Source organism: Amycolatopsis dongchuanensis (assembly GCF_039542405.1).
Taxonomy (GTDB): Bacteria; Actinomycetota; Actinomycetes; order Mycobacteriales; family Pseudonocardiaceae; genus Amycolatopsis_E; species Amycolatopsis_E sacchari.
Genome location: NZ_BAABIB010000079.1, coordinates 23,835 through 44,978 on the forward strand (window position 1 = coordinate 23,835; position 21,144 = coordinate 44,978).

The 21,144-nt window shown below is 70.5% G+C and carries 17 protein-coding genes and 2 pseudogenes; 10 read left to right on the forward strand and 9 right to left on the reverse strand.

The window, feature by feature from the left end; genetic code table 11:
* Nucleotides 1-13: 13 nt before the first annotated feature.
* Both ABFX51_RS21370 and ABFX51_RS21375 read left to right on the forward strand, forming a co-directional pair.
* Nucleotides 14-166, forward strand: a pseudogene (locus ABFX51_RS21370) (GTP cyclohydrolase II); the annotation flags it as partial.
* A 1-nt stretch (nucleotide 167) separates the two neighbouring features.
* Nucleotides 168-803 (forward strand): inositol monophosphatase family protein, encoded by a 636-nt coding sequence (locus tag ABFX51_RS21375; RefSeq protein ID WP_346054722.1) that lies wholly within the window; start codon nucleotides 168-170, stop codon nucleotides 801-803.
* 6 nt (nucleotides 804-809) lie between these two features.
* Here the strand turns inward: ABFX51_RS21375 and ABFX51_RS21380 are convergent, their stop codons facing one another.
* Together ABFX51_RS21380 and ABFX51_RS21385 are read right to left on the reverse strand one after the other, a co-directional pair.
* The gene (locus ABFX51_RS21380; protein ID WP_245782845.1) at nucleotides 810-1,412 is read right to left on the reverse strand and encodes an alkaline phosphatase D family protein; all 603 of its coding nucleotides are present in this window, start codon (nucleotides 1,410-1,412) and stop codon (nucleotides 810-812) included.
* 330 nt (nucleotides 1,413-1,742) lie between these two features.
* A complete protein-coding gene (locus tag ABFX51_RS21385; RefSeq protein WP_091503988.1) occupies nucleotides 1,743-2,369 on the reverse strand; it encodes a hypothetical protein in 627 nt (208 codons plus the stop codon).
* A gap of 374 nt (nucleotides 2,370-2,743) precedes the next feature.
* Between ABFX51_RS21385 and ABFX51_RS21390 the strand changes: the two genes are divergently transcribed.
* Nucleotides 2,744-4,006 carry an MFS transporter gene (locus ABFX51_RS21390; protein ID WP_346054723.1) on the forward strand — a complete coding sequence of 421 codons (1,263 nt, stop codon included), beginning with the start codon at nucleotides 2,744-2,746 and terminating at the stop codon, nucleotides 4,004-4,006.
* Nucleotides 4,007-4,040: 34 nt separating this feature from the next.
* On the opposite strand, the gene ABFX51_RS21395 is transcribed toward ABFX51_RS21390, so the two are convergent.
* The 6 genes and pseudogenes from ABFX51_RS21395 to ABFX51_RS21420 all read right to left on the reverse strand — a co-directional run bounded on the left by ABFX51_RS21395 (nucleotide 4,041) and on the right by ABFX51_RS21420 (nucleotide 10,114).
* Nucleotides 4,041-4,382: a nuclear transport factor 2 family protein gene (locus ABFX51_RS21395; RefSeq protein ID WP_091503989.1), complete on the reverse strand. Its 342-nt coding sequence runs from the start codon at nucleotides 4,380-4,382 to the stop codon at nucleotides 4,041-4,043.
* Between the two features lie 88 nt (nucleotides 4,383-4,470).
* Complete coding sequence (locus ABFX51_RS21400) at nucleotides 4,471-4,875, reverse strand: TetR family transcriptional regulator (RefSeq protein ID WP_091503990.1); 405 nt, start codon at nucleotides 4,873-4,875, stop codon at nucleotides 4,471-4,473.
* Between the two features lie 66 nt (nucleotides 4,876-4,941).
* Nucleotides 4,942-6,987 carry a S53 family peptidase gene (locus tag ABFX51_RS21405; RefSeq protein ID WP_091503991.1) on the reverse strand — a complete coding sequence of 682 codons (2,046 nt, stop codon included), beginning with the start codon at nucleotides 6,985-6,987 and terminating at the stop codon, nucleotides 4,942-4,944.
* A 111-nt stretch (nucleotides 6,988-7,098) separates the two neighbouring features.
* Nucleotides 7,099-7,887, reverse strand: a complete 789-nt coding sequence (locus ABFX51_RS21410; protein ID WP_091504313.1) for an SAM-dependent methyltransferase — start codon at nucleotides 7,885-7,887, stop codon at nucleotides 7,099-7,101.
* Nucleotides 7,888-8,011: 124 nt separating this feature from the next.
* Nucleotides 8,012-9,092, reverse strand: a pseudogene (locus ABFX51_RS21415) (glutathione-independent formaldehyde dehydrogenase).
* A gap of 458 nt (nucleotides 9,093-9,550) precedes the next feature.
* Nucleotides 9,551-10,114, reverse strand: a complete 564-nt coding sequence (locus ABFX51_RS21420; RefSeq protein ID WP_091503992.1) for a hemerythrin domain-containing protein — start codon at nucleotides 10,112-10,114, stop codon at nucleotides 9,551-9,553.
* Nucleotides 10,115-10,510: 396 nt separating this feature from the next.
* Between ABFX51_RS21420 and ABFX51_RS21425 the strand changes: the two genes are divergently transcribed.
* Together ABFX51_RS21425 and ABFX51_RS21430 are read left to right on the forward strand one after the other, a co-directional pair.
* Nucleotides 10,511-12,118: a flavin-containing monooxygenase gene (locus ABFX51_RS21425; protein ID WP_091503993.1), complete on the forward strand. Its 1,608-nt coding sequence runs from the start codon at nucleotides 10,511-10,513 to the stop codon at nucleotides 12,116-12,118.
* A gap of 50 nt (nucleotides 12,119-12,168) precedes the next feature.
* Nucleotides 12,169-13,323, forward strand: a complete 1,155-nt coding sequence (locus ABFX51_RS21430; RefSeq protein WP_218153375.1) for a mandelate racemase/muconate lactonizing enzyme family protein — start codon at nucleotides 12,169-12,171, stop codon at nucleotides 13,321-13,323.
* 39 nt (nucleotides 13,324-13,362) lie between these two features.
* On the opposite strand, the gene ABFX51_RS21435 is transcribed toward ABFX51_RS21430, so the two are convergent.
* Nucleotides 13,363-15,066 carry a sigma-54-dependent Fis family transcriptional regulator gene (locus tag ABFX51_RS21435; RefSeq protein WP_091503995.1) on the reverse strand — a complete coding sequence of 568 codons (1,704 nt, stop codon included), beginning with the start codon at nucleotides 15,064-15,066 and terminating at the stop codon, nucleotides 13,363-13,365.
* 179 nt (nucleotides 15,067-15,245) lie between these two features.
* Between ABFX51_RS21435 and ABFX51_RS21440 the strand changes: the two genes are divergently transcribed.
* From ABFX51_RS21440 to ABFX51_RS21460, 5 genes are read left to right on the forward strand one after another with little or no spacing between them, the layout of a single operon-like run.
* Nucleotides 15,246-15,695, forward strand: coding sequence for a hypothetical protein (locus ABFX51_RS21440; protein ID WP_143249777.1), 450 nt, complete (start codon nucleotides 15,246-15,248; stop codon nucleotides 15,693-15,695).
* Complete coding sequence (locus tag ABFX51_RS21445) at nucleotides 15,692-16,054, forward strand: MaoC family dehydratase (RefSeq protein ID WP_091503997.1); 363 nt, start codon at nucleotides 15,692-15,694, stop codon at nucleotides 16,052-16,054. Before ABFX51_RS21440 ends, ABFX51_RS21445 begins: the two co-directional genes overlap by 4 nt.
* Complete coding sequence (locus ABFX51_RS21450; protein WP_091503998.1) at nucleotides 16,045-18,237, forward strand: acetate--CoA ligase family protein; 2,193 nt, start codon at nucleotides 16,045-16,047, stop codon at nucleotides 18,235-18,237. Before ABFX51_RS21445 ends, ABFX51_RS21450 begins: the two co-directional genes overlap by 10 nt.
* Nucleotides 18,234-19,718, forward strand: a complete 1,485-nt coding sequence (locus tag ABFX51_RS21455; RefSeq protein ID WP_091503999.1) for an aldehyde dehydrogenase — start codon at nucleotides 18,234-18,236, stop codon at nucleotides 19,716-19,718. Before ABFX51_RS21450 ends, ABFX51_RS21455 begins: the two co-directional genes overlap by 4 nt.
* The gene (locus tag ABFX51_RS21460; RefSeq protein WP_245782846.1) at nucleotides 19,699-21,078 is read left to right on the forward strand and encodes an FAD-binding oxidoreductase; all 1,380 of its coding nucleotides are present in this window, start codon (nucleotides 19,699-19,701) and stop codon (nucleotides 21,076-21,078) included. The genes ABFX51_RS21455 and ABFX51_RS21460 overlap by 20 nt, the downstream gene beginning before the upstream one ends.
* Nucleotides 21,079-21,144 lie beyond the last annotated feature (66 nt).

Consider the following 21,144-nt stretch of genomic DNA (forward strand, 5'->3'; position numbering starts at 1 on the left):
ACAGGGGGAAGCAATGCCCGACCCGATCATCGCCCGCGAGGACGTCGCGGAGTCCGAACTGGTGACGCGGCGCGGCCGGTTCTCCGCGGTCGCCTTCCGCCACGGCGGCCACGAGCACATGGCCCTCGTGCACGGCCGCGTGCGGTCCCGTGAGGACGTGCTCGTGCGTGTCCACTCCGAATGCCTCACCGGGGACATCTTCGGCGCGCTGCGGTGCGAGTGCGGCGGACGGGGCGTGGTGGGTGCTGGACCCGGTGGACGGCACCGCGAACTTCGCCCGAGGCATCCCGTTGTGCGGCGTCTCGCTGGGGCTCGTCGACGGACGGCGTGCGGTGCTCGCCGCGATCGACCTGCCGTACCTGGGCGAGACGTACTCCGCTGTGGAGGGCTCCGGCGCGTACGCGGGGGAGGAGCGGATCTCCGCGTCCCAGGCGGCCCAGCTCTCCGACGCGATGATCGCCGTCGGGGACTTCGCGGTCGGGGAAGGGGCCGAGGTCAAGAACCAGGCGCGCCTGCGGCTGCTGGAGCACCTCGGCCGCCGTGCCCAGCGGATCCGGATGCTGGGCACGGCGGCGGTCGACCTGGCGTGGGTGGCTTCGGGGCGGCTGGAGGCCGCGGTGATCCTGGCGAACCTGCCGTGGGACACGCTGGCCGGCGTGCTGCTGGTCCGCGAGGCGGGCGGGTTCGTCCTGGACGGCGACGGCACCGAGCACACGGTGGAGTCGAGCGCGACGATCGCCGTCTGCCCGGCTCTGCGCGAAGACCTGATGAAGTGTATAACGCCATATACCGCACGGGTTTGACGCGACTCATCGTGGCTGGGCACCCCGGCATCCGGCTTCCAGTTCAAAACTCGCGACGACGCAGACCGAAGCCTGCGGCCGGGACACGCGGTCGAACTTCCGGTGCGGGTTGGCCCGCAGTAGTGCGGCGGCGCCCGGCGGGTGGTCGATCCCGTCGCCTTCGGAGCTGATGGAGGTGCCGACGAACTCGGTGGCCACCACGGGCGAGGTGGGATCGTCGAAGTCGGCGTGCACGTCGGCGACGAAGTTGCCGTGGGCGTTGTGGAACAGCCAGTCCTTCTGCGGGGCACCGAGCATCGTGTGTGCCGGGCTGCGGTACTGGCGGGTGTCCAGGACGTGGAAGTCCACGAGGTCCCCGAGCACCAGCCTCCGGTGGATCCGGATGTCCGGCCCGGTGGGGCGCTGGGCGCGGCGCAACGGCAGGTGCTCGTAGTACGCCTGGAAGGCCGCCGCCCGGCGTGCACGGAACTCGCCGCGCGGTATGCCGGTGTCGGAGTGGTCGCCGGCCCAGTTGTTCTGCACCTCGTGGTCGTCGAACACCGCGATCCACGGGAGGGCCGCGTGGGCCGCCTGGAGGTTCGTGTCGGACTTGTACTGGGCGAAACGCACCCGGTAGTCGGCCAGTGTCCGCAGTTCGCGCGGGGGAGGTGCCCGCGCCCGATGCCGCCCTGCGAACCGCCTTCGTAGATGTAGTCGCCGAGGAACACCACCAGGTCCAGCTCCTCCTCGGCGAGGTGGGCGTGGGCGGTGTAGTTCTCCGAGGCGCGGATCGCGGCGATGACGTCCTCGCGCCAGCAGATGGCCCAGCGCGGGCAGTTGTTGCAGGGCCTGGCGTGCCGACAGCGGGCAGCCGCAGGTTGGCGACCCTGGCCTGCTCGGACGGCGCGGCGGACACGGGCGGCAGCCCGGTCGGGCCGCCCGGCCCCGGATCAGGGGGGATCAGGACGCGGGGAGGCGATAGACGTCGGTGCGCCACAGCTGCGCGGTCTCGTCCAGCTGCGTCCAGTCGTCAGCGCGGCGGAATCCCCGTTCGGCCAGCGCCGCGTCGACCTCGGCGGCGGTGGCAGCCGCAGGGACAACGAGGTCGCCACCGCGCGGCTGGCCCTCGACGACCACGGCCTCGCCGTGGCGGCGATTCCAGTGCGTGGCGAACCGGTCCGGTTCGACGACGGGCCCGGCCGGCATGTCGGCGATCGCGGTCAGCCACGATACGCCGAGTTCCTTCAGGCGGACGTCGTCGGGCTTGCCGTCCAGCTCCAGCACCTGGTTCTGGGTGAACAGCGGATCGCCGTCGGCGTCGCAGCCCACGGTGAACAGCCCGAGGTCGGCGACGTAGGTGCAGCTCGTGCCGATCCACTCGTAGGCAGGTTCCTCGTAGACGGTGAACCCGACCGCGGGGGCTTTCTCGATCAGCGCGTGCGCCAGGACGATGGCGCTGCCGCACGGGAAGCTGGCGGCGGTGTACCGCTCGGCCAGGTGCAGGGTCGTGTTGTCCGCGGCCTCGTCGTAGGCCAGGTCGTACTCGGCGAGGGTGTCGAGCACGGTGCGCACGCGGTGCGGCGGCACCGGAGGTCCAGTCGCCCATTTCGGATCCGCTGGGCGGCACACGACCGTTCAGCGCGGCCCGCGGCACACCGGCTGCCGAATCCCTGGGCTTCCTCGCCAGCTGGACCAGTGAGCAGACCGGCAGTCAGCGGCGCCCGTAACGCCCGGCCCGGCCCCCAGCGCGCCGTAGTAGCGGTGGCTCGCCGCGAGGCCGGCGAGCAGCAAGCAGGGTCCTCATCGGACCGACGCGCGGCCTGGCGTCCTACGGACACGCCCGCACCGGCAGCGTTCTGAACGCTCCTCCGGTGCGGGCCGGAAAAGGACTGGGCGGCTTCCAGCAGCCGGTGCTACGGTCGCGGCTCCCCGAGCCACGAAGGCCGATCCGGAGGTACTGCATGCTGCGAGGACTCCTGCCCGGTACGGCACCGCTGCGGAGTTCCCGGGATTTCCGGTTGCTGTGGTGCTCCGGGTTCGTCACCTCGTTCGGGACCGTGCTCACGTTGCTCGCCATCCCGGTGCAGATCAAGGAGATCACCGGCTCTCCGCTCGCGGTCGGCCTGCTGGGCACGGTCGAGCTCGTGCCGATGGTCGTCTTCGGGCTGTACGGCGGGGTGCTCGCCGACGCCCTCGACCGGCGGCTGATGGCGGTGGTCACCGAGCTGGTCCTCGGGGTGCTCTCGGCCGGGTTGCTGGTGAACGCGTTGCTGGACCGGCCCCTGCTCTGGCCGTTGTACGCGGCCGTCAGCGCAGCGGCCGTGGTGCAGGGGCTCCAGGGACCGGCGCTGACCGCGATGGTGCCGCGGCTGGTGCCCGCCGACCTGATGGCCGAGGCGATGGCGCTGAACTCACTGCGCGCCAACATCTCCGCGATCGGCGGCTCCGCTGTCGCCGGCGTGCTGATCTCCCTGCTCGGTCTGCCGACCGCGTACCTCGTCGACGTCGTCACGTTCGCGTGTTCGGTGCTGCTGATGCTCCGGGTGCGGCCGCAGCCGGTCACCGGTCACTCGTCGGCGCCGTCGCTGAGCCCGCTGGCCGCGGGAGTCCGGTACGCGCTGGCCCGGCCCGTGCTGGTGGGCAGTTACTTGGTGGATCTGGTGGCCACCGCGCTGGCCCTGCCGTTCGCGCTGTTCGCGTTCCTCGCCGCGGATCTCGGCGCGCCGTGGACGCTGGGCCTGATGTTCTCCGCGACCGCCGCCGGTGGTGTGCTCGCGGCCGCCACCAGCGGATGGGCGGCGCGGATCCGGCGGCACGGCGTGGCGACGCTGCTCGTCTCCGCCGCCTGGGGGGTGGCGGTGGCCGGTGCCGGGCTCAGCCCGTGGTGGCCGCTGACACTCGGCGCGCTCGCGCTCGGTGGTGCGGCCCACTTCGTCGCCGACCTCTTCCGCGGTGTGCTGTGGACCCACCTCGTCCCGGACCGCTTGCGCGGTCGCCTGGCGGGCATCGAACTGCTGGTCGGCTCCGCGGGCCCGCAGCTGGGCGACTTGCGGGCGGGCGTGTTCGGCGGTTTTCTCGGCATCCGGCGCGCGGTGTGGACCGGCGGGCTGGCGTGCGTCGCCGGAATCGGCATGGTCGCCGCGGGGGCCCGGGCGCTGGTGCGATACGAGTACGAACCGGCCGAATGCGAGGCCGGGCGGCTTTGTTCCCCGGTGCCGGATTGAGCCATTTCCGGCTCCCGGCGTCAGGTTGTCCCGCTCAACCGAGGCCGGTCGGGACCAGGCTCGCGGTGAGGGTGGGATCCCAGTAGTCCCGCCAGGTGATGCCCTTGCCGTCGCGGATCCGGACGACGTCGGCGTAGCGCACCTCGTAGGGCTGCTGGGTGGGTGTGACGGCGCCGTCCACCACGAACTCGGCGATGATCACCTTCCGGTCCGTGGTCTCCAGGATCGCCAGGTCGCGCACCTCGTGGAAGTCGGGGTAGTTGTGGATGTGGCTCCAGATTTCGTCGCGGCCTTCGAGGCGCTTCGGCCAGCCGTCGGGGGCGAACGGGTGCTCCATCACGGCATTCTCGGCGGACACGTCGAGGAAGGCCGTCATGTCCTTGCTGAGCAGGATGTCGAGTGCGCGACGGAAAGACGTCGGCGGGGCCGTCGGCCATGGTGCGGCCCCTTTCCTTGTGGCGAAACTACTCGGTTTCTCTGCCGATGAGCAGGGACTCGCAGAGCTCCGTGAGCCAGGTGAGGTCGGTGGTTCCCCGTAGCCGCGGATCGTCGCGCCACCGCCGGACGATCTCCGTCCACATCTGCTCGTGGCGCGCGGGGATGTGCCGTCGGCTCTCCGCGAGCAGCAACGGGTCGTGCCGGGCCGCCTCGGCGAGTGACTGCAAAAGCATGCCGTTCGCGTCGATCGCCGAGGCGGCGAGCCGCAGACCGGACAGGACGTCCTCGCGCAAGGAGCCGTGCGCCGGCACGCTCCATTCCCGGGAAACGTTCCGCCGGACCGCGGCGACGAACAATTCCTGCTTGCTCGACCAATGCCGGTAGAGGGTGGCCTTCGAAGCACCGGTCACGACGGCGACGGCACGTCCCAAACCCTAGTTGTGCCACCGACCCTCATCGTCCACAGGTTGCGCCGTGGCAGGCGGGGCGGCTCGGCCTTACCTCCGCCGCGCGGGGCAGACAGCGCTGAGGTCGGCGATGAACGTCGTGCTCGGCGCACCCAGGCCGGTGGCGTCGTCGTAGCCGGCCGTCGCCTGCAGCACGCCGTCCTCCCCTTCGGTGAACAGCATCGGGTCGGTCTGGGCCGGTGACTCGAAGCCGTACTCGATCGGCGGGTGGGCCGGATCAACCGGCAGGATGTCGCGGTACGCCCCGGTGGCCCGCGCGCGGTACAGCAGCGGGTTGACGAAACCCAGCGGGTGCCCGACCGCCTGGATCACGTCGGCCTCCATCCCGGCCAGCAGCGGAGACGAAAGGCTCGTGCCGCTGCCCTGGGCCGCCTCGTCGTACTGCCCCTCGACGAGCGCCCCGGTGTAGCCGATGAGCGTGGGAATACCGGCGTCCAGCGCAATGTCCGGTCCGGCGCGGCCGGGCCGCTGGCTGCCGTCCAGCGTGCTCAGCTCGGTCGGCACGACCGGTTTCTGGTAGTCCGGCTGCGGGTAGTAGGGGCTGACCCCGCCACCGGTGCCGCCATCGAAATCGCCCGGCGGAGCAGGCTGGTACCCGGTTCCGTCGGCGTTCGGCTGGGTGACGTGCCGCCCCCACGGGTAATCCCCGATCACCGAGCCGTCCGCGCCGAGGGCCAGGCTGGTCCCGCCGACGTCGGTGGACCAGGGGTCGTCGGCCGGGAAGGCCACGTAGACCGGTTTTCCGGAGAGCGTGTTACCGCTGTCGCCCGCGGAGAAGTCGAACCCGATACCCTCCAGGGCGCCCTGTTCCAGGATTTCGTCCCAGGGCAGCAGGTCGGCGGGCCCGTAGGTCTGCTCACCCCGTGCCCACGAGCCGGTGGCGACGTCCGCGAGCCGCTCGTCCACGACCTTGGTCACCGCGTCGAGGCCGTGGCGAAAATAGTCAGACCCGGCCCCGGAAAAGGTCGTGCAGTCCATGCCGACGTAGACCAGTTTCGCGTCCGGCGCCGCCAGGTGCACCGCCTCGATGTCGATGGCCGACTCGATCCATTGCCCGGCCAGGCCGCCAGGCGCGTTCGAGTGGGACGCGGCGGCGGCCGAATCGCTGGTGCAGTGGGATGACGACGGGGGGCTGACGTCGTCCTCGACGTACTGCCCTGGCGCGAAACCGGGCAGGTCGTGGTCGGCAAAGAACCGGTCGGCGTCCGCGGGCATGTCGGGATTGCGGTCGTCCAGGACGACGGCGACCGTGGCGCCCTTGCCGCTCTGCGGGCTGGTGTCCAGCCCGTAGGCATGCCGCATCTGCTGCGGGGTGTACCCGCAGATCGGGGTGGGTGCGGTGGTCTGGCCGAAGGCCTCGGGAATCGGCGTGGTGTGCTCGGCCCAGTAGTGCGAGCAGGGGATGTCCGTCGCGCTCGCGGTCCGGGTGGTGCGGGCCGCCGGGACGGTGGGGGAGTCGTTGGGCGAGCCGGTTGTCCTGGGCAGCGCCGTTTCGTCGAAGCCGGTGATGCTGAGGATGTCCGGCCCCAGTTCGGCCGGGACCGTGAGATCACCGGTCACGCCGACCTGCCGGAAGGTGGAGCTGCCGATGGGGGCCGGGCTGTCGTACTCGTCGACCCGGGTGGCGAAGGCCGTGTCGAAGGTGGCGGCCGTGGTGGTGATGCCGAGGTAGTGGTCGGTGGTCGCGGTGATCGTGATGCCCTGGCCGGTCAGCCAGTCGCGCACCGCGGCGACCTGGTCGGCCGTCGGGCCGAACGTCCGCTGGAACTGCGCCGGGGTCAGGAAATGGCCGTACTGCGGCGAATCCGGATCGGACACGCCCGTCGCGGCGGCCGCGACACCCGGCCGGTCGGCCAGGTACACCCGCAGGTTGAGCACCTGGGCCGGGTCGAGCGGTTTGCTGGTGCCGGACAGGTTCGTCGGATCGGGGCTGGGCAGCACGACCCTGGACGGGACCGAGGCCGCGCCGGCGGGCGGCGAAGGAGCCATCAGCGCCCCCGCGGCGACCAGCGTCAGCGCCGCCCCGCCCCAGCGTCGGGCCCGCCGCCGGGCCGCCGCGTACACATGCACAGACATGCTGCTCCGTTCCTGAGAAAGCTGGCGAGGACATCCCGTAAGACGCGGCGCGACACCGGCTTCGTTGAGGAGACTGGAACAGGTCTTCGACCCGCCGCCGCAGGGTGCCCGTTAGGGCAGGCTGGCCACAACGATCATCCGCCTGTGATCGGCCGTCAGCGGTCGTCCGTCCTCGCCGTGTCCGGTCACCGCGGCGAACCCCGCTGCGAGCAGCCAGTCGCGGAGCTCGGGGAACCCGAACAACCGCTTGACGAAGGACGTCCGGCGGGATCGCCCATCGCGAAGGACCGTTCGCTCAGCCTCGAACCGCCCGGTCAACGCGTCGAGGCGGTAGCGGTCGACGAGCATGTCACCGTCGTCTCGCGCTGCCACGACCCGCGAGGGCGTGTACGCAGCGAGAAACGACGTGAGGTTGTCCAAGTCCATCACCAGCCGGCCGCCCGGCCGCAGGGCGCCGACGATGGCCCGCAGGACGACGCGGTTGGTGGTGTCGTCGAAATAGCCGAACGCCGTGGACCAGTTGATCACCCGGTCGAACCGTGCCGTCCACGGAATCCGGCGCATGTCGCCGGCCACGTACTCGACGCTGACGCCGATGGCAGCCGCGTCGGCGCGGGCCCGCTCCAGGAAAACGGCCGAGGAGTCGAGACCGGTGACCCGGCAGCCGCGCGCGGCGAGACGATTGGCCAGATCCCCGTGCCCGCAGGCGAGGTCCAGCACGCTCAGGTTCGGTCGCAGATCCAGCAACCGCCACGCCAACTCCGCGACCGTCTCGCCCGACAACCCAGTGGCGGGAAGGGCCGGTCCTCGCCCGGGGAATCCGGTTCCGCCATCGGGAGCAGCGAAGAAATGCAAGTAGTCTTCGTCGTACATCGCCGCCGCGTCGAACAGGTCGCTCATGCCGCGGAGATTAGAGAGGATCACTAACCCGGGCAACACCATTACCGGCTGCGATGCCGATCGCGCCGCAGCCGGTGCGGTGGAGGTCCCCGGCGTGCGCGGGCACGGTTTCCAGCTTGCTCGGTTACGGCCGCAGCAGGACCTTGGTCCAGCCGTTCTCGCGGTGGTCGAACTTGTCGTAGCCTTCGGCGGCGTCGTCGAGGCGGAGTTCGTGGGAGACGAGGAACGACGGGTTCGCGCGGCCCGCGACGATCAGGTCGCGCAGCTGCCGGTTGTAGCGCTTGACCGGGTACTGCCCGGTGCCCATGTGCTGACCCTTGCTGAACAAAGTGCCGTACTGGAAGGGAATCCGGGCCCTGCTGGGCCTGTTCGGTCGCGGCCCCGGGGTCTTGGGGCAGGTACACGCCGACGACGCCGATCCCGCCCGTCGACCGCACCGACTCGACGAGCTTGTCCAGCACGAGTTCCGGATGCTCCTGTCCTGAGGGGTCGTGTGCCTGGTAGCCCACGGCTTCGACGCCGCAGTCGGCGCCCTTCCCGCCGGTCGCGTCGAGGATCTGCTGGGCCGGGTCGGCCTGGGAGAAGTCGACCGGCTGCGCGCCGATCTTCTCGGCGAGCGCGAGCCGTCCGGGTTCCTTATCCACCACGAAAACCTTGGCGGCGCCCCGGATGATCGCGCTGTGCGCGGCCATCAGCCCGACGGGCCCCGCGCCGAACACCACCACCGACTCGCCGGGACGCAACCCGGCGAGTTCGGCGCCGTGCCAGCCGGTGGGGAAGATGTCGGAGAGCATGGTGAAGTCGTTCTCGTGGTCGTTGCCAGGCGGCAGCCGGAGCAGGTTGAAGTCCGCGTGGGGCACGCGGAGGTATTCGGCCTGCCCGCCGTCGTAAGGGCCCATGTTGGCGTAGCCGTAGGCCGCGCCGTCCATGCCTTCGGTGGGGTTGGTGCGCAGGCAGAACGACGCCCAGCCAGCCTCGCAGTTGCGGCAGGACCCGCAGGCGATGTTGAACGGCACCGAGACGCGGCCACCGGCCTCGATGCGGCCGACGGCGCTGCCCGCCTCCGCCACGACGCCCATGTTCTCGTGGCCGAGGATCTTGCCTTCCTCCACCGAAGTGCGGCCTTCGTACATGTGCAGATCGGATCCGCAGATGTTGGTGGTGGTGATGTGCACGATCGCATCACCCGGCGACGAGCGGTCCAGGCGGCCTACCCGAGCCTGCGGCGGGTAAACGTCGCCGCGCGCTCAGGGCAGGACGAGCAACCCGGTCGGCATTGCGGCACCGGATGACCGGAATGGAAGCGGTGGAGACCGCCGGCACCAGCCTGAGCACGCGAAGGGGACTGGCACACGTCCGGCGTGAGTCGCGAGCAGGGCGACCAACACCGCGCGCGGTCGGACGAACCGGAGGCCACGCGGTTTCCGGCGCCGTGTGGCCCGACGCGGCGTACGGCGTCCCCGGGGTTTGCCCTGCCCGGTGGTGGACGGGGGAAGGCCGGCAGGGGCGAGCGCGAACAGCGGCCCGGTTGAGCTCACGGTGACGCGCCCGGCTGTGCAGCTCGAACCGGTCGACGCTGCGGTAGTACTCGGGCAGCGTCACGGCGACCAGGACCAGCGCGCCGTTGACCGTGCTCCACACCGCTCGCGCGCCGGCACGGGGTTCAGCCGTTACGGTTGCGCAGCGCGTCGCGCAGGCGGTCGATGAGCCCGGCGCCGGGGTCGAGGATCAGGTTGGCCGGGGGCTTGTCGGGTGCGGCAGGGTGCGGTCGGGTGGGGGCGATCTTCTTGGCCTTGACCACCTTCTCGCCGAGTTCGCGCAGTTCCTCGGCGCTGCAGGCCTGCTGCAGTTTGGGCAGGAGGTCTTCTTCTTCGTCCTTGATGTGGTGGCGGATGTCCTTCATCAGATCGCCGAGCAGCTGGTCGAAGCGGGGGTCGTCGGCGGGAACGTTCTCTAGCTGCTTCATCACCTGTTCTGCTTCCGCGTGTTCCTCGAGTTCGTGGTCGGCGAGCTCGTCGCCGTTGTCGAGGTAGCGGCGGGCCGCGGGGTACATGAGCTGTTCCTCGGCCACGGAGTGTCGCACCAGTTCGGTGATGACGTGGTCGGCGAGCCGCCGGCGGTGGTCAGGGGTGCCCTCGCCGGTTTCCAGCTCCTGGAAGATCTGCTCGACCTCGCGGTGGTCGGTGGTGATGACGGAGATCAGGTCGGTCTTGTCAGTGGCGGTCATCTCGACGCTCCGTTCGGGAAGGAATCGGACGGGCTCTGGCGTACCCTCTCCGTCGCGGATGAACCGCGTCAGCAGAGTGTGCCTGGTTCGGCTCGGCGCAGCTTCCCGAGCATTTCTTCGGCGTCGGCCAGCTGAGGCGCCCATTTCGGACGGGCCATGCCGGCCCCTCTCCACAATGGAGTGTCCGCGGGACCAGCGCGGCTTCGTTCTGTGGGCCGTACCGCGGTTCCGCGAGCACCTGTCGCACGATGCCGTGTGGCGTCAGTGCGATGTCCGCCGGTACGCGTGACCGGGTCCGTGCCGGCCCACCGTCAAGAAATGGAACACGTCACGGCGACGGCCCGCTCGTAGCGTCCGTTGCGACGCGGACGCACCCGCACCAGCAACGAGAACGGAATGAAGATGACACAGTCGGGTACTTCGTACGACGCAGTCGTGGTGGGCGCCGGATTCAGCGGCCTGTACGCGCTCCACAAGCTCCGCGACCACTTGGGGCTCTCGGTCCGGCTCTTCGAGAAGGGCACGAGCGTCGGCGGCACATGGCACTGGAACCGTTACCCGGGAGCGCTTTCGGACAGCGAGACCTACGTCTACGCCTACTCCTTCGACGACGACCTGCTGCAGCAGCAGGATCTGTCCACCCGGTATGCCACCCAGCCCCAGGTACTGCGCTATCTGGAGAGCGTCGTCGAGAGGAAGGACCTCGCGCGCGACATCCAGCTGGACACGACGGTCAACGCCGCCCGCTTCGACGAGACCGCGAACCAGTGGGTGATCTCGACGAGCACGGGGCAGACCGTCACCTCGCGCTACCTGGTGACGGGGCTGGGACCGCTGTCGGCCGCGAACGTCCCCGAGATCGACGGGATCGACACCTTCGACGGACAGGTCATCCATACCAGCAAGTGGCCCGAGACCCACGACTTCACCGGCAAACGCGTCGGAGTGGTCGGCACCGGCTCCACCGGTGTCCAGCTGATCACCGCCATCGCGAGTGAGGTGGGGGAGCTCACCGTCTTCCAGCGCACACCGCAGTACTGCGTGCCACTGCGGAACCGGCCGCTGGAGCCGCAGGAGATCGCCGACATCCGGAGCAACTACAAGGAGATCTGGAACTCGGTTTACAACTCGGGGCTGGGGTTCGGCTTCGTGGAGTCGGAGATCCCGGCGATGAGCGTGTCTCCTGAGCAGCGCCGCGCGATCTTCGAGGAAGCCTGGCAGAAGGGTGGCGGCTTCTACTTCATGTTCGGGACCTTCAGCGACATCGGCACCAACCCGGAGGCGAACGAGGAGGCCGCGGCCTTCATCCGCACCAAGATCGCCGAGATCGTCGACGACCCCGAAACAGCCCGGAAGCTCACCCCCACCGACTACTACGCGCGGCGCCCCGTCTGTGACTCCGGCTACTACGCGACCTTCAACCGCGACAACGTCTCGCTGGTCGACGTCCGGGAGACGCCGATCGTGAAGGTGACGCCGCGAGGAGTGGTTCTTTCCGACGGTGCCGAGATCGGCCTGGACGTGCTGATCTTCGCCACCGGTTTCGACGCCGTCGAAGGCAGCTACCGCTCCATCGACATCCGCGGCCGTGGTGGCGTGAAACTGGCCGACCACTGGTCGGAGGCGCCGAGGGGGTACCTGGGAATGACCGTGGCCGGGTTTCCCAACCTGTTCACGATCTTCGGGCCCAACAGCAGCTTCTGCAACAACCCGCCCATGATCTCCTCGCAGGTCGACTGGATCGGGCGGACCGTCGGCTTCCTGGAGCGCAGTGAGCACACGCTGATCGAGCCGACCGGCGCGGCCGAGGACCGGTGGATGCGGCAGTGCGAGGACATCGCGAACCAGACGCTCTTCCCCAAGGTCGAGTCGTGGATTTTCGGCCACAACGTCAAGGGCAAACCCACCACCGCCCGCTTCTACATGGGTGGCCTGTCGACGTACCGGGGAATCCTGGACGAGGTCACCGAGAACGGCTACGACGGCTTCGTGCTCAGCAGCTGATCGTCGACCATTGACACCGACTGCACGAATCCGGCAGCCAGGAGGCGAGTTTGAGCGGCCCCGATCCTGACCTCGACATCCGGACCATCGAGGCCTTCCCGATCTCCCTGCCACTGGTGGACGGCCCGAGGCTGGCGTTGGGGCGGGCCGTCAAGCGCGACGCCGTGATCGTGAAGGTCACAACGGCCGGCGGCCTCGTGGGGTACGGCGAAGCGCATCACGGACGGGCGGCGGGTGTGGTCGCGAGGATCGTCGATTCCGTTCTTCCGGACCTCGTGCTTCCCGCCTCGGCGCTGGACGTCGTCGGCATCTGGCGACGGGTGTACGACGGCCAGCTGCGCAGCCACGGTCTCGGCGCGGCGACGGTGCTGGCGATGAGCGGCCTCGACATGGCGTTGTGGGACATCAGGGGCAAAGCGGCCCGCTGGCCTCTCTACCGCATGCTCGGAGGCACACGGCGCGACCTCCCGGCTTATGCCGGGGGCGTCGCGCTGGGCTGGCAACCCGTGCCGCGACTGGTCGAGGAGGTCGCTGCCGCCACGGCACGGGGATACCGCGCGGTCAAGCTCCGCGTGGGTGAACGGCCCGACCTGGATGCGGCACGCGTCTCGGCCGTGCGAGCGGCCGACGAGCGGCTCACGATCATGGTTGACGCCAATACGGCCTACTCGCCGGGTGAGCTGGTCCGGGCATTGCCGTCCTTCGAGGAGACAGGCGTCGAGTGGATCGAGGAGCCGTTCGCGCCACAGGCCGTAGACAGCTACCGGCGGGCGGCCGGTCTCACCCGGATCCGGCTCGCCGCGGGCGAGAACCTGTACACACGTTACGAGTTCGCGCCGGTTCTCCGGTCTGGCTTCCTCGGGGAGGTCCAGCCCGACGTCGCGAAGACCGGTGGCGTCACCGAGTTCATGAGGATCGCCGCGCTGGCATCGGCGGCCGGAGTGCGGGTCAGCCCGCACAGCTCCGTGACCGGGCTCAGCCAGGCCGCGACCGTCCACGTGCTGTCCGCGATCGACAACCCCGGCTTCTACGAGTCGGACGTCACCCCCGAGCACGCCTTTCGTGAGCGGTTGACCTCGACGCCGCACGACACGAGCTCGCCCGGTACTGTCCGGGCGCTTGATGCCCCGGGGCTCGGGGTGCGCGTCGACGAGGACTTCATCGCCGCGCATCCCTTCGTCCCGGGGCCCAACTTCGTCCCGTGAACATCAGCTCCGCCGGAAACGACGTGGCGGACATCCGAGCTAGCCGACCTCCACGTGGGTCGTGGGCACCGAAATTCGGTACGCCCGGATCTTGGCGTACAGCGTGGGACGGGAAACGCCCAGTTCGCGCGCGGCGACGGTCTTGTTCCCGTTGGCGCGGGTGAGCACCCTGGTGATCACCTCCGCCTCGGCTCGCTCGATGAGCGAGAGATGACGATTGGTCCAGGTCTCCAGCCGCACGCTGTCGGGCAGGTGGGCCGGATTCACCACGGTGCCGTCCGAGCTCACGACCGCGGTGCGCACGGCTTGGCGCAACTCCGCGACGTTGCCGGGCCAGGTGTAGCGCTGGAGCACCTCCCGGGTCTCCGGCGCCAGCGGCACATCGCCGGCGAAGGTGTCGGCGAGCGGCTGGATCTCGTCCTGGCGGTTCCGGAGCGGCCCCAGGTCGATGACGGTGGCGCCGAGGGCGTCCACGATCGAGAGCAGCCACGCGGGCTGCTCCCCGCGCCCCACCGTGACGGTCGCGCCGAGCCGTGGGGGTTCGGCCGCCGCGGACAGGATGCTCGCGACCGCCCGGGCGGTGCGCTGGTCCAGGCTGTCCAGATGGGTGACGACCAAGGGCGTCGTGCGGTTCAGGGACCGGCGAAGCATACCCAGCCAGGCCTCCGGGCCGTCGGCCGCGATGTCGGAGGCGTCGAGGACCTCGGCCCCGGCTCCCAGGGCGTCGACGACCACGTGCTTCTTGCCCACCCCGGGTTCGCCACGCAGGACGACGGCACCACCGTCGCGCACCACGCGACCGACGGTCTCGCGGACCCGGGCGTGCGCCGAAGCCGTGGCGCCGTGCGGCGGCCCCGCGCTCACGGTGGGCACCGGCGTCTCGTGCTGGGGAGTGTCGAAGACCAGGAGCGCACCGAGGAGGCTCTTGCCGTCGAAGATGGCGCGGACGGTCGCGCTCCACCCCGGCGCCACCTCTATCGTGAGGTCAGGGCCGTCGACCGTGTCGAGAACGCGACCCCAGAGCACCTCGTGCCGGAAGTTCGGGACCGGGGCGAGATGGTTGCCGATGATCAACTCGCTGTTCAGGGCGACGACCGGGTGGGCGCTGCGCGCGCGAGCGTCGAGGAACGCATCGAGCAGCCGGCGCTCGCGCGCCCCGGCCGCATCCTTCAGCGCGGTCTGGACCTCGCGTGCCATCTTCTGCACCAGCGGCGCGACGGCCGATTCCTGGTAGTTCGGCGACCAGGTCAGGTTGATGGTGCCCAGGATCCGGTGCGTTATCGGGTCGACGACCGGGGTCGCCACGCAGTTGAACCGGTGGAACGCCTCCCGGTAGTGCTCCTCGGACCGGACCGCGGCCGTCCGGCCGACCTCCAGCGAGGTGCCGACCGCGTTGGTCCCGATGAGCTCCTCGTTGAACGAGTGCCCGACCAGCAGGCCGGCCAGGTCGAGCTGGTGGCGCAGGCGCGAATCGGGAGCCCAGCGCCACAGGACGTGGGCGGCCCCATTCGCCATGGCCAGGCAGGTCTCGGAGTCCGCCAGCAGCTCGGCCATCTCGGTCATGAGGGGGATGGCGACCCGGGCGAAGCGGCTCTCGATGTCGATCTCGATGCGCTCGAAGTCCTGCGCCAGCGGGCTGACGCCGCTGAGTCGCGAGCGCCGCCACGAGGTCAGGATCTCTTCGCGCAGGTCAGGAGGCTCATCGCCGTGCTGGAAGGCCTCCCATGCGAGTCGGCTGGACATGCTCACCTCTCTCATCGCCACGTGTGTCTCCCAGCATGGAGCCCAGTGGCAGGAGTCACATTGTAAGAAACTTGAACGGGGAACGGGGGGCATCCACCGGCGAGACTTCCGGACGCAGGGCCGCCGCCGATCGTGCCGGCGCGGCCAGGACCCGGAGTCAGGAAGAGGTGGACCCGAGCATGTCGACCAGGCCTCCCGCTCGGTTCGAAGACATCGCGTTCGCGGAGCTGCGGGTCGGAAAGCCGTACCGCACCAGCTACGAGCTCGGCCTCGATCTGGTGGCGGCTTTCCGGGCGGCCGCCGCACCTGGGCGCAACCAGATCCCGCACGTGGGCGAGCTCGTGCCGCCGGCGGTGTACTCCACCTTCCGGCCGATGTTCGAGGCACTGGGCGGACGGATGGAGCAGGGGACCATCCACACCCACCAGTCGGTCACCGTGGCCACCCCGCCGGCACGGGCCGGGGATGTGCTCGACGTCGAGGTGACCGTCGTCCGGGCCGAGGAGACCGCGGACCGCCGCCGCCTCGTCGAGGTGGCCACCGAGTACCGGCACGAGGGGCGCCGCGTGTGCAGCACCCGCAGCCGCTACCTGTGGGGGTTCTCGGCCGCGCGTGAGGACGAGCGATGACCACGGTCCTGCGTATGACGTTCGGCCAGGACGACGTGGACCGGTTCGGCCGGTTCAGCGGCGGTGACGGCCGAATCCACACCGACCCCGGCTACGCGCGTTCGACGCCGTTCGGCCGGACCCTGGTCCAGGGCATGCTGCTGGTCGCCCTCGTCGAGCGTGCGGTGGAGCTCGTGGAGTCCCCGGCGCGGGCTGACTCGCGGCTCGACGTCACCTTCGTCGCGCCCGTCGGGGTTGGCGACGAAGTCGCGATCACGCACACCCGCAAGGGCACGAGTGCGCGGTTCGAAGCGACCACCAGCGCCGGGACCGTACTGGTCGCCGTCCTGCACCCGACCGAGGAGACCCAGTGGCCCTGAGCGAGCTCGACCGCGGCCGCACCACGCCGCCCGCTTCGAACCTCGACGCCCTGTTCCGGCCGGCTTCGGTCGTGGTGGTCGGGGCGTCGAACGAGCGCACGAAGATCGGGGGCCGCCTGCTGAGCCACCTGCTGCGCTACGGGTACACGGGACGGCTGTACGTCGTCCACCCGTCCGACCCGGCAGTGCAGGGCGTCGCCGCGTACCGTTCGGTCGACGAGCTGCCCGCGGACAGCGCCCTGGACCTGGCGATCGTGGCAGTGCCCGCCGTGCGGGTGCCGGAGACGATCCGGTCGCTGGCCCACCGCGGTGTCCGCGTCGCCGTCATCGTCAGCTCCGGCTTCGGCGAGACGGGAGACGCGGGCCGCGCGCTCGAGGACGAGGTCCGCGACTGCGCGCGGCGCAGCGGCATGCGGGTCCTCGGGCCCAACTGTCAGGGTGTGGCGAACACGTCGGTGGGACTCGCGGCCTCTTTCTCCTCCGTGTTCGGGCGCACGGAGGAGGTGCCGGACGGGACCACAGCGGTCATCAGCCAGAGCGGGGCCATGGCCGCGGTGCTCACCGAGCTGTCCTCCGGGCACGTCGACGGTGTTCGCTACTGGGCGGCCACCGGCAACGAGCTCGACCTGACCGTGGCCGACCTCGTCGCTGAGGTCGCGACCGACCCCGGCGTCCGCGTGGTGCAGGTCTACCTGGAGAACATGCGCGCCGCCGATCGCCTGGTCCAGGCAGCACGGACCGCGCACGAGCGGGGAGCGGCTGTCCTCGTGCTGAAGGCGGGAGCGTCGGAGGAGGGCGCCCGGGCCGCCTCCTCCCACACCGGCGCCCTGGCCCAGGAGGACAAGGTGGTCGATGCGTTCCTGTCCCGCCATGGTCTGGTGCGTGCTCGGGACGCTCGCCAGATGAGCGAGCTGGCCCGCCTGTTCGCGGGGCGGAAGAAGCCGCGGGGCAACCGCGTCGGCATCGTCACCAACTCCGGCGGCCTCGGCGTGCTGCTGGCCGACGAGGCCGCGGTCAACGGGCTCGCGATGGCCGAATTCGGCCCGGACACCCGCACCAGGCTCACCGAGACCCTGCCACCCTTCGCGGCGACGGCCAACCCGATCGACGTGACCGCTCAATTGCTCAGCCGCCCGGAGCTGCTCGGCGCGGCGATCCGGGCGGTGGAGGCCGAGCCCGGCGTGGACGTGGTCGTCGTCGCTCTCGGCATCCTCGGCGACTACTACGATCTCGACCGGATCCTCGCCGACGTGGTCGAGCTGGACCGCCGGACCGAGAAGCTCGTCGTGGTGTGCTGGGTCGCCGGTGACGCCGCGATGCCCGGGCGGCTGGCCGGCGCCGGGATTCCGACGTACGACGACACCGCCGCGACCATGAGGGCGCTCGGCGCCTTCGTCGCCCATGCGCGGCACGTCGAGCGCGAGCGCCGCGCCGACCCGCAGACGTCCGTGCCGACCGCCCGGCTGACCGGCCCGCTGCCGCGCGCGGCGGGCGGCCCCCTGTCCGAGGCCGCGGGCAAGCGGTTGCTCCGCTCGTGGGGCCTGCCCGTCGTCGACGGCCGGCTGGCCGTGTCGGCCGACGAGGCCGCGGCGGCCGCTCGCGAGCTGGGTTTCCCGGTCGTGCTGAAGGTTTCCGCCGCCGGGCTCGCGCACAAGACAGAGCTGGGGCTGGTCGACGTCGGCATCGGCGACGAGGCCGAACTGCGGGCGGCGGCCGCGCGGATGCTGGCGGCCACCGAGGCGAACGTCCACGGAGACGGCCAGGTCGACGGGCTCCTGGTCGAGCCTTGCCTCGACGGCGGGCTCGAGATGAGCGTGGGGCTGCTGCGGGATCCGTCAGTCGGGAACGTGGTGGTCGTCGGTGCGGGCGGCACGGCGGCCGAGGTGCTCGCCGACGTGCAGCTGCTCATCCCGCCGCTCACCACTGAGCTGGTGCGCGAGGCCATCCATCGCCTCCGCGTAGCCCCTCTGCTCCACGGCTTCCGTGGCGCACCGGCGCGTGACGTCGACAGCCTCGTGCGGTTGGTGCTCGACCTGGCAACCACCCCGGCGGTCCTGGCCGGCCAGGTGGCGTCCCTCGACCTCAATCCCGTGCTCGTGATGCCGTCCGGTCAAGGGTCGGTCGCCGTCGACGTCGCGCTCACGCCCGGACATCCCACCTCTGACATCAAGGAAGGCAGATGACCACGCAAGCACCCAGCACACTCCAGCACTACCGGATGATCATCGGCGGCGAGCGGGTCGACAGCCGGGGCGGCGCCACGTTCGCCTCCCGGAACCCCTACACCGGACTCGACTGGGCGCAGGCGCCCGACGGAACGGCCGAGGACGTCGATCACGCCGTGCGCTGTGCCCGGGCGGCGATCGAGGGGCCCTGGGGACGGATGACCGCCACCCAGCGCGGCCGGATCATGCGCCGTGCCGCCGATCTCCTCGAGGAGAACGCGGACCGGCTCGCGGAGATTGAGACGCGCGACTCCGGCCGCGTCATCCGGGAAACCCGGAGCCTGGCCCGCTACATGCCGGAGTGGTTCCACTACTTCGCGGGCCTGGCCGACAAGATCGAAGGGGCCACGATCCCCAGCGACAAGCCGGGCTTCGCCCTCTACACCCGCCCCAAGCCGGTGGGGGTGGTGGGCGCGATCGTGCCGTGGAACTCGGCACTCCTGATGCTCGCGTTCAAGCTCGCGCCCGCACTGGCCGCCGGTTGCACGATAGTGGTCAAGCCGAGCGACTTCACGCCCGCCACCGCACTGGAAGTCGCGGACCTGCTCGAGCAGGCAGGACTGCCGGGCGGGGTGGTCAATGTGGTCACGGGTGTGGGACCGACCGTGGGCCAGGCGCTCGTCGCGCACCCAGGCGTGGACAAGGTCGCGTTCACCGGCTCGACCACCACGGGCATCGCGGTGGCACGAGCGGCCGCGGACAACCTGACGCGCGTCAGTCTCGAACTCGGGGGCAAGTCTCCACAGGTGATCTTCCCCGACGCCGACCTCGACGCCGCGGTCAACGGCGTGCTGGCCGGGATCTTCTCGGCCAGCGGGCAGAACTGCATGGCCGGCTCCCGCGTGATCGCTCACCACGAAATCCACGACGAGCTGGTGAAGCGCGTTGCCGAGCGCGCCGCGACGCTCGTGGTCGGTGATCCGATGGACCCGGAAACGGATATGGGCCCGCTGATCAACGACGCGCAACTCCGCAGGGTCCTCGACTTCTGCGACTCGGCACGCGCCGAGGGGGCCTCCATCCGCCACGGCGGGAACCGGCACCGCGACGGCGGACTGCTCGTCGAGCCGACGGTCATCGCCGACGCCGGCCGGGAGATGCGGGTGTTCCGCGAGGAGATCTTCGGGCCGGTCGTGACCGCGCTGACCTTCGAAACCGAGGCCGAGGCGATCGAACTGGCCAACGACACGCCGTACGGTCTGGCCGGCGCGGTGTGGACCAAGGACATCCAGCGTGCACACCGGGTGGCCGACGCCATCAACGCCGGCACGGTGTGGATCAACGCCTACCGGGCGATCGCCCCCGGTGCGCCGTTCGGAGGCATGAAGCACAGCGGCATCGGGCGGGAGAACGGCATCGAGGCGGTGCGTGACTTCCTGGAGACGAAGACGATCTGGATCGAGCTGACGGGGGAGAGCCGTGATCCCTTCGCACGCTGACCCCGGCCTGGCCGAGCTCCTCGATTCCCTGCCCGCGGACCGGGTGATCACGGACCCGGACCGGATGGCCGGTTACCGGTGGGACCGGGCCCGTGCCCCGGAGGTGGGCACGCCACTCGCGGTAGTTCGGGCCACCAGCACGGAGGACGTGCAGGCCGCGGTGAGGTTCGCGGCACGGCACGCGATCCCGGTCGTGCCGCGGGGTGCCGGTTCCGGCCTCTCCGGCGGCTCGTCGGCCGTCGACGGGTGTCTGGTCGTCTCGACCGAGCGCATGTGCGACATCGAGGTGGACCCGGTCACCCGGACGCTGGTCACCGGTCCCGGAGCGCTGAACGCACAGGTCAAGGCGGCTGCCGCCGCGCATGGTCTGTGGTACCCGCCCGACCCGTCGTCGTACGAGTTCTGCAGCATCGGAGGCAACGTCGCCACCAACGCCGGCGGGCTGTGCTGTGTGAAGTACGGGGTCACCACCGACTACGTGCTCGGCCTGACCGTCGTGCTTGCGGACGGCACGGCGGTGGAGCTGGGAGGCCCGCGGCTGAAGGATGTCGCGGGCCTCTCCCTCACGAAGCTCTTCGTCGGCAGCGAGGGCACCCTCGGGATCGTCACCCGGATCGTCCTGCGGCTGATCCCGGCGCAACGCATCCCGTCGACACTGGTGGCGACGTTCGCCGCCCTCGATGCGGCGGCCGAGGCGGTCTTGGCCATCACCCGGAGGATGCGGCCCTCGATGCTCGAATTCATGGACAAGGTGTCGATCAACGCCGTCGAGGACGTGACACGGATGGGGCTCGACCGCGGCGCCGAGGCCATGCTGGTCATCCAGACCGACGAGCCTGCCGGGCACGCCGCCGTCGAGATCGCGGACATGTCCCGGCTGTGTGAGGAACACGGCGCCACCGAGGTCTTCTCGACCGATGAGGCGGAGACCGGCGAGATGTTCGTGACGGCCCGCCGCATGGCGATCCCCGCCGTCGAGCAGAAGGGCTCCCTGCTGCTCGAGGACGTGGGCGTGCCGCTACCGCGGCTGGGTGCCCTGGTCCGGGGCATCGAGGAGATCTCACGCGCCCGGGACATCGTCGTCGCCGTGATCGCCCACGCCGGCGACGGGAACACCCACCCCCTCGTGGTCTTCGACCCCACCGACCCGGGGCAGACCGCACGTGCCCAGGCCGCTTACGGCGAGATCATGGACCTGGCCATCGCGCTCGACGGCACGATCACCGGTGAACACGGGGTGGGGCGCCTCAAGAAGCCCTGGCTCGGCTCCTATCTCGGCGACGACGCGCTGGCTCTGAACCACAGGGTGAAGCAGGCCTTGGATCCGCAGGGAATCCTCAACCCCGGAGCCGTTTTCTGACGACGCCGCAGCGGGTGGCTCGCGGCCATACGGCGAGCCACCCGCTTCCGTGCTTCAGGAGCCGGG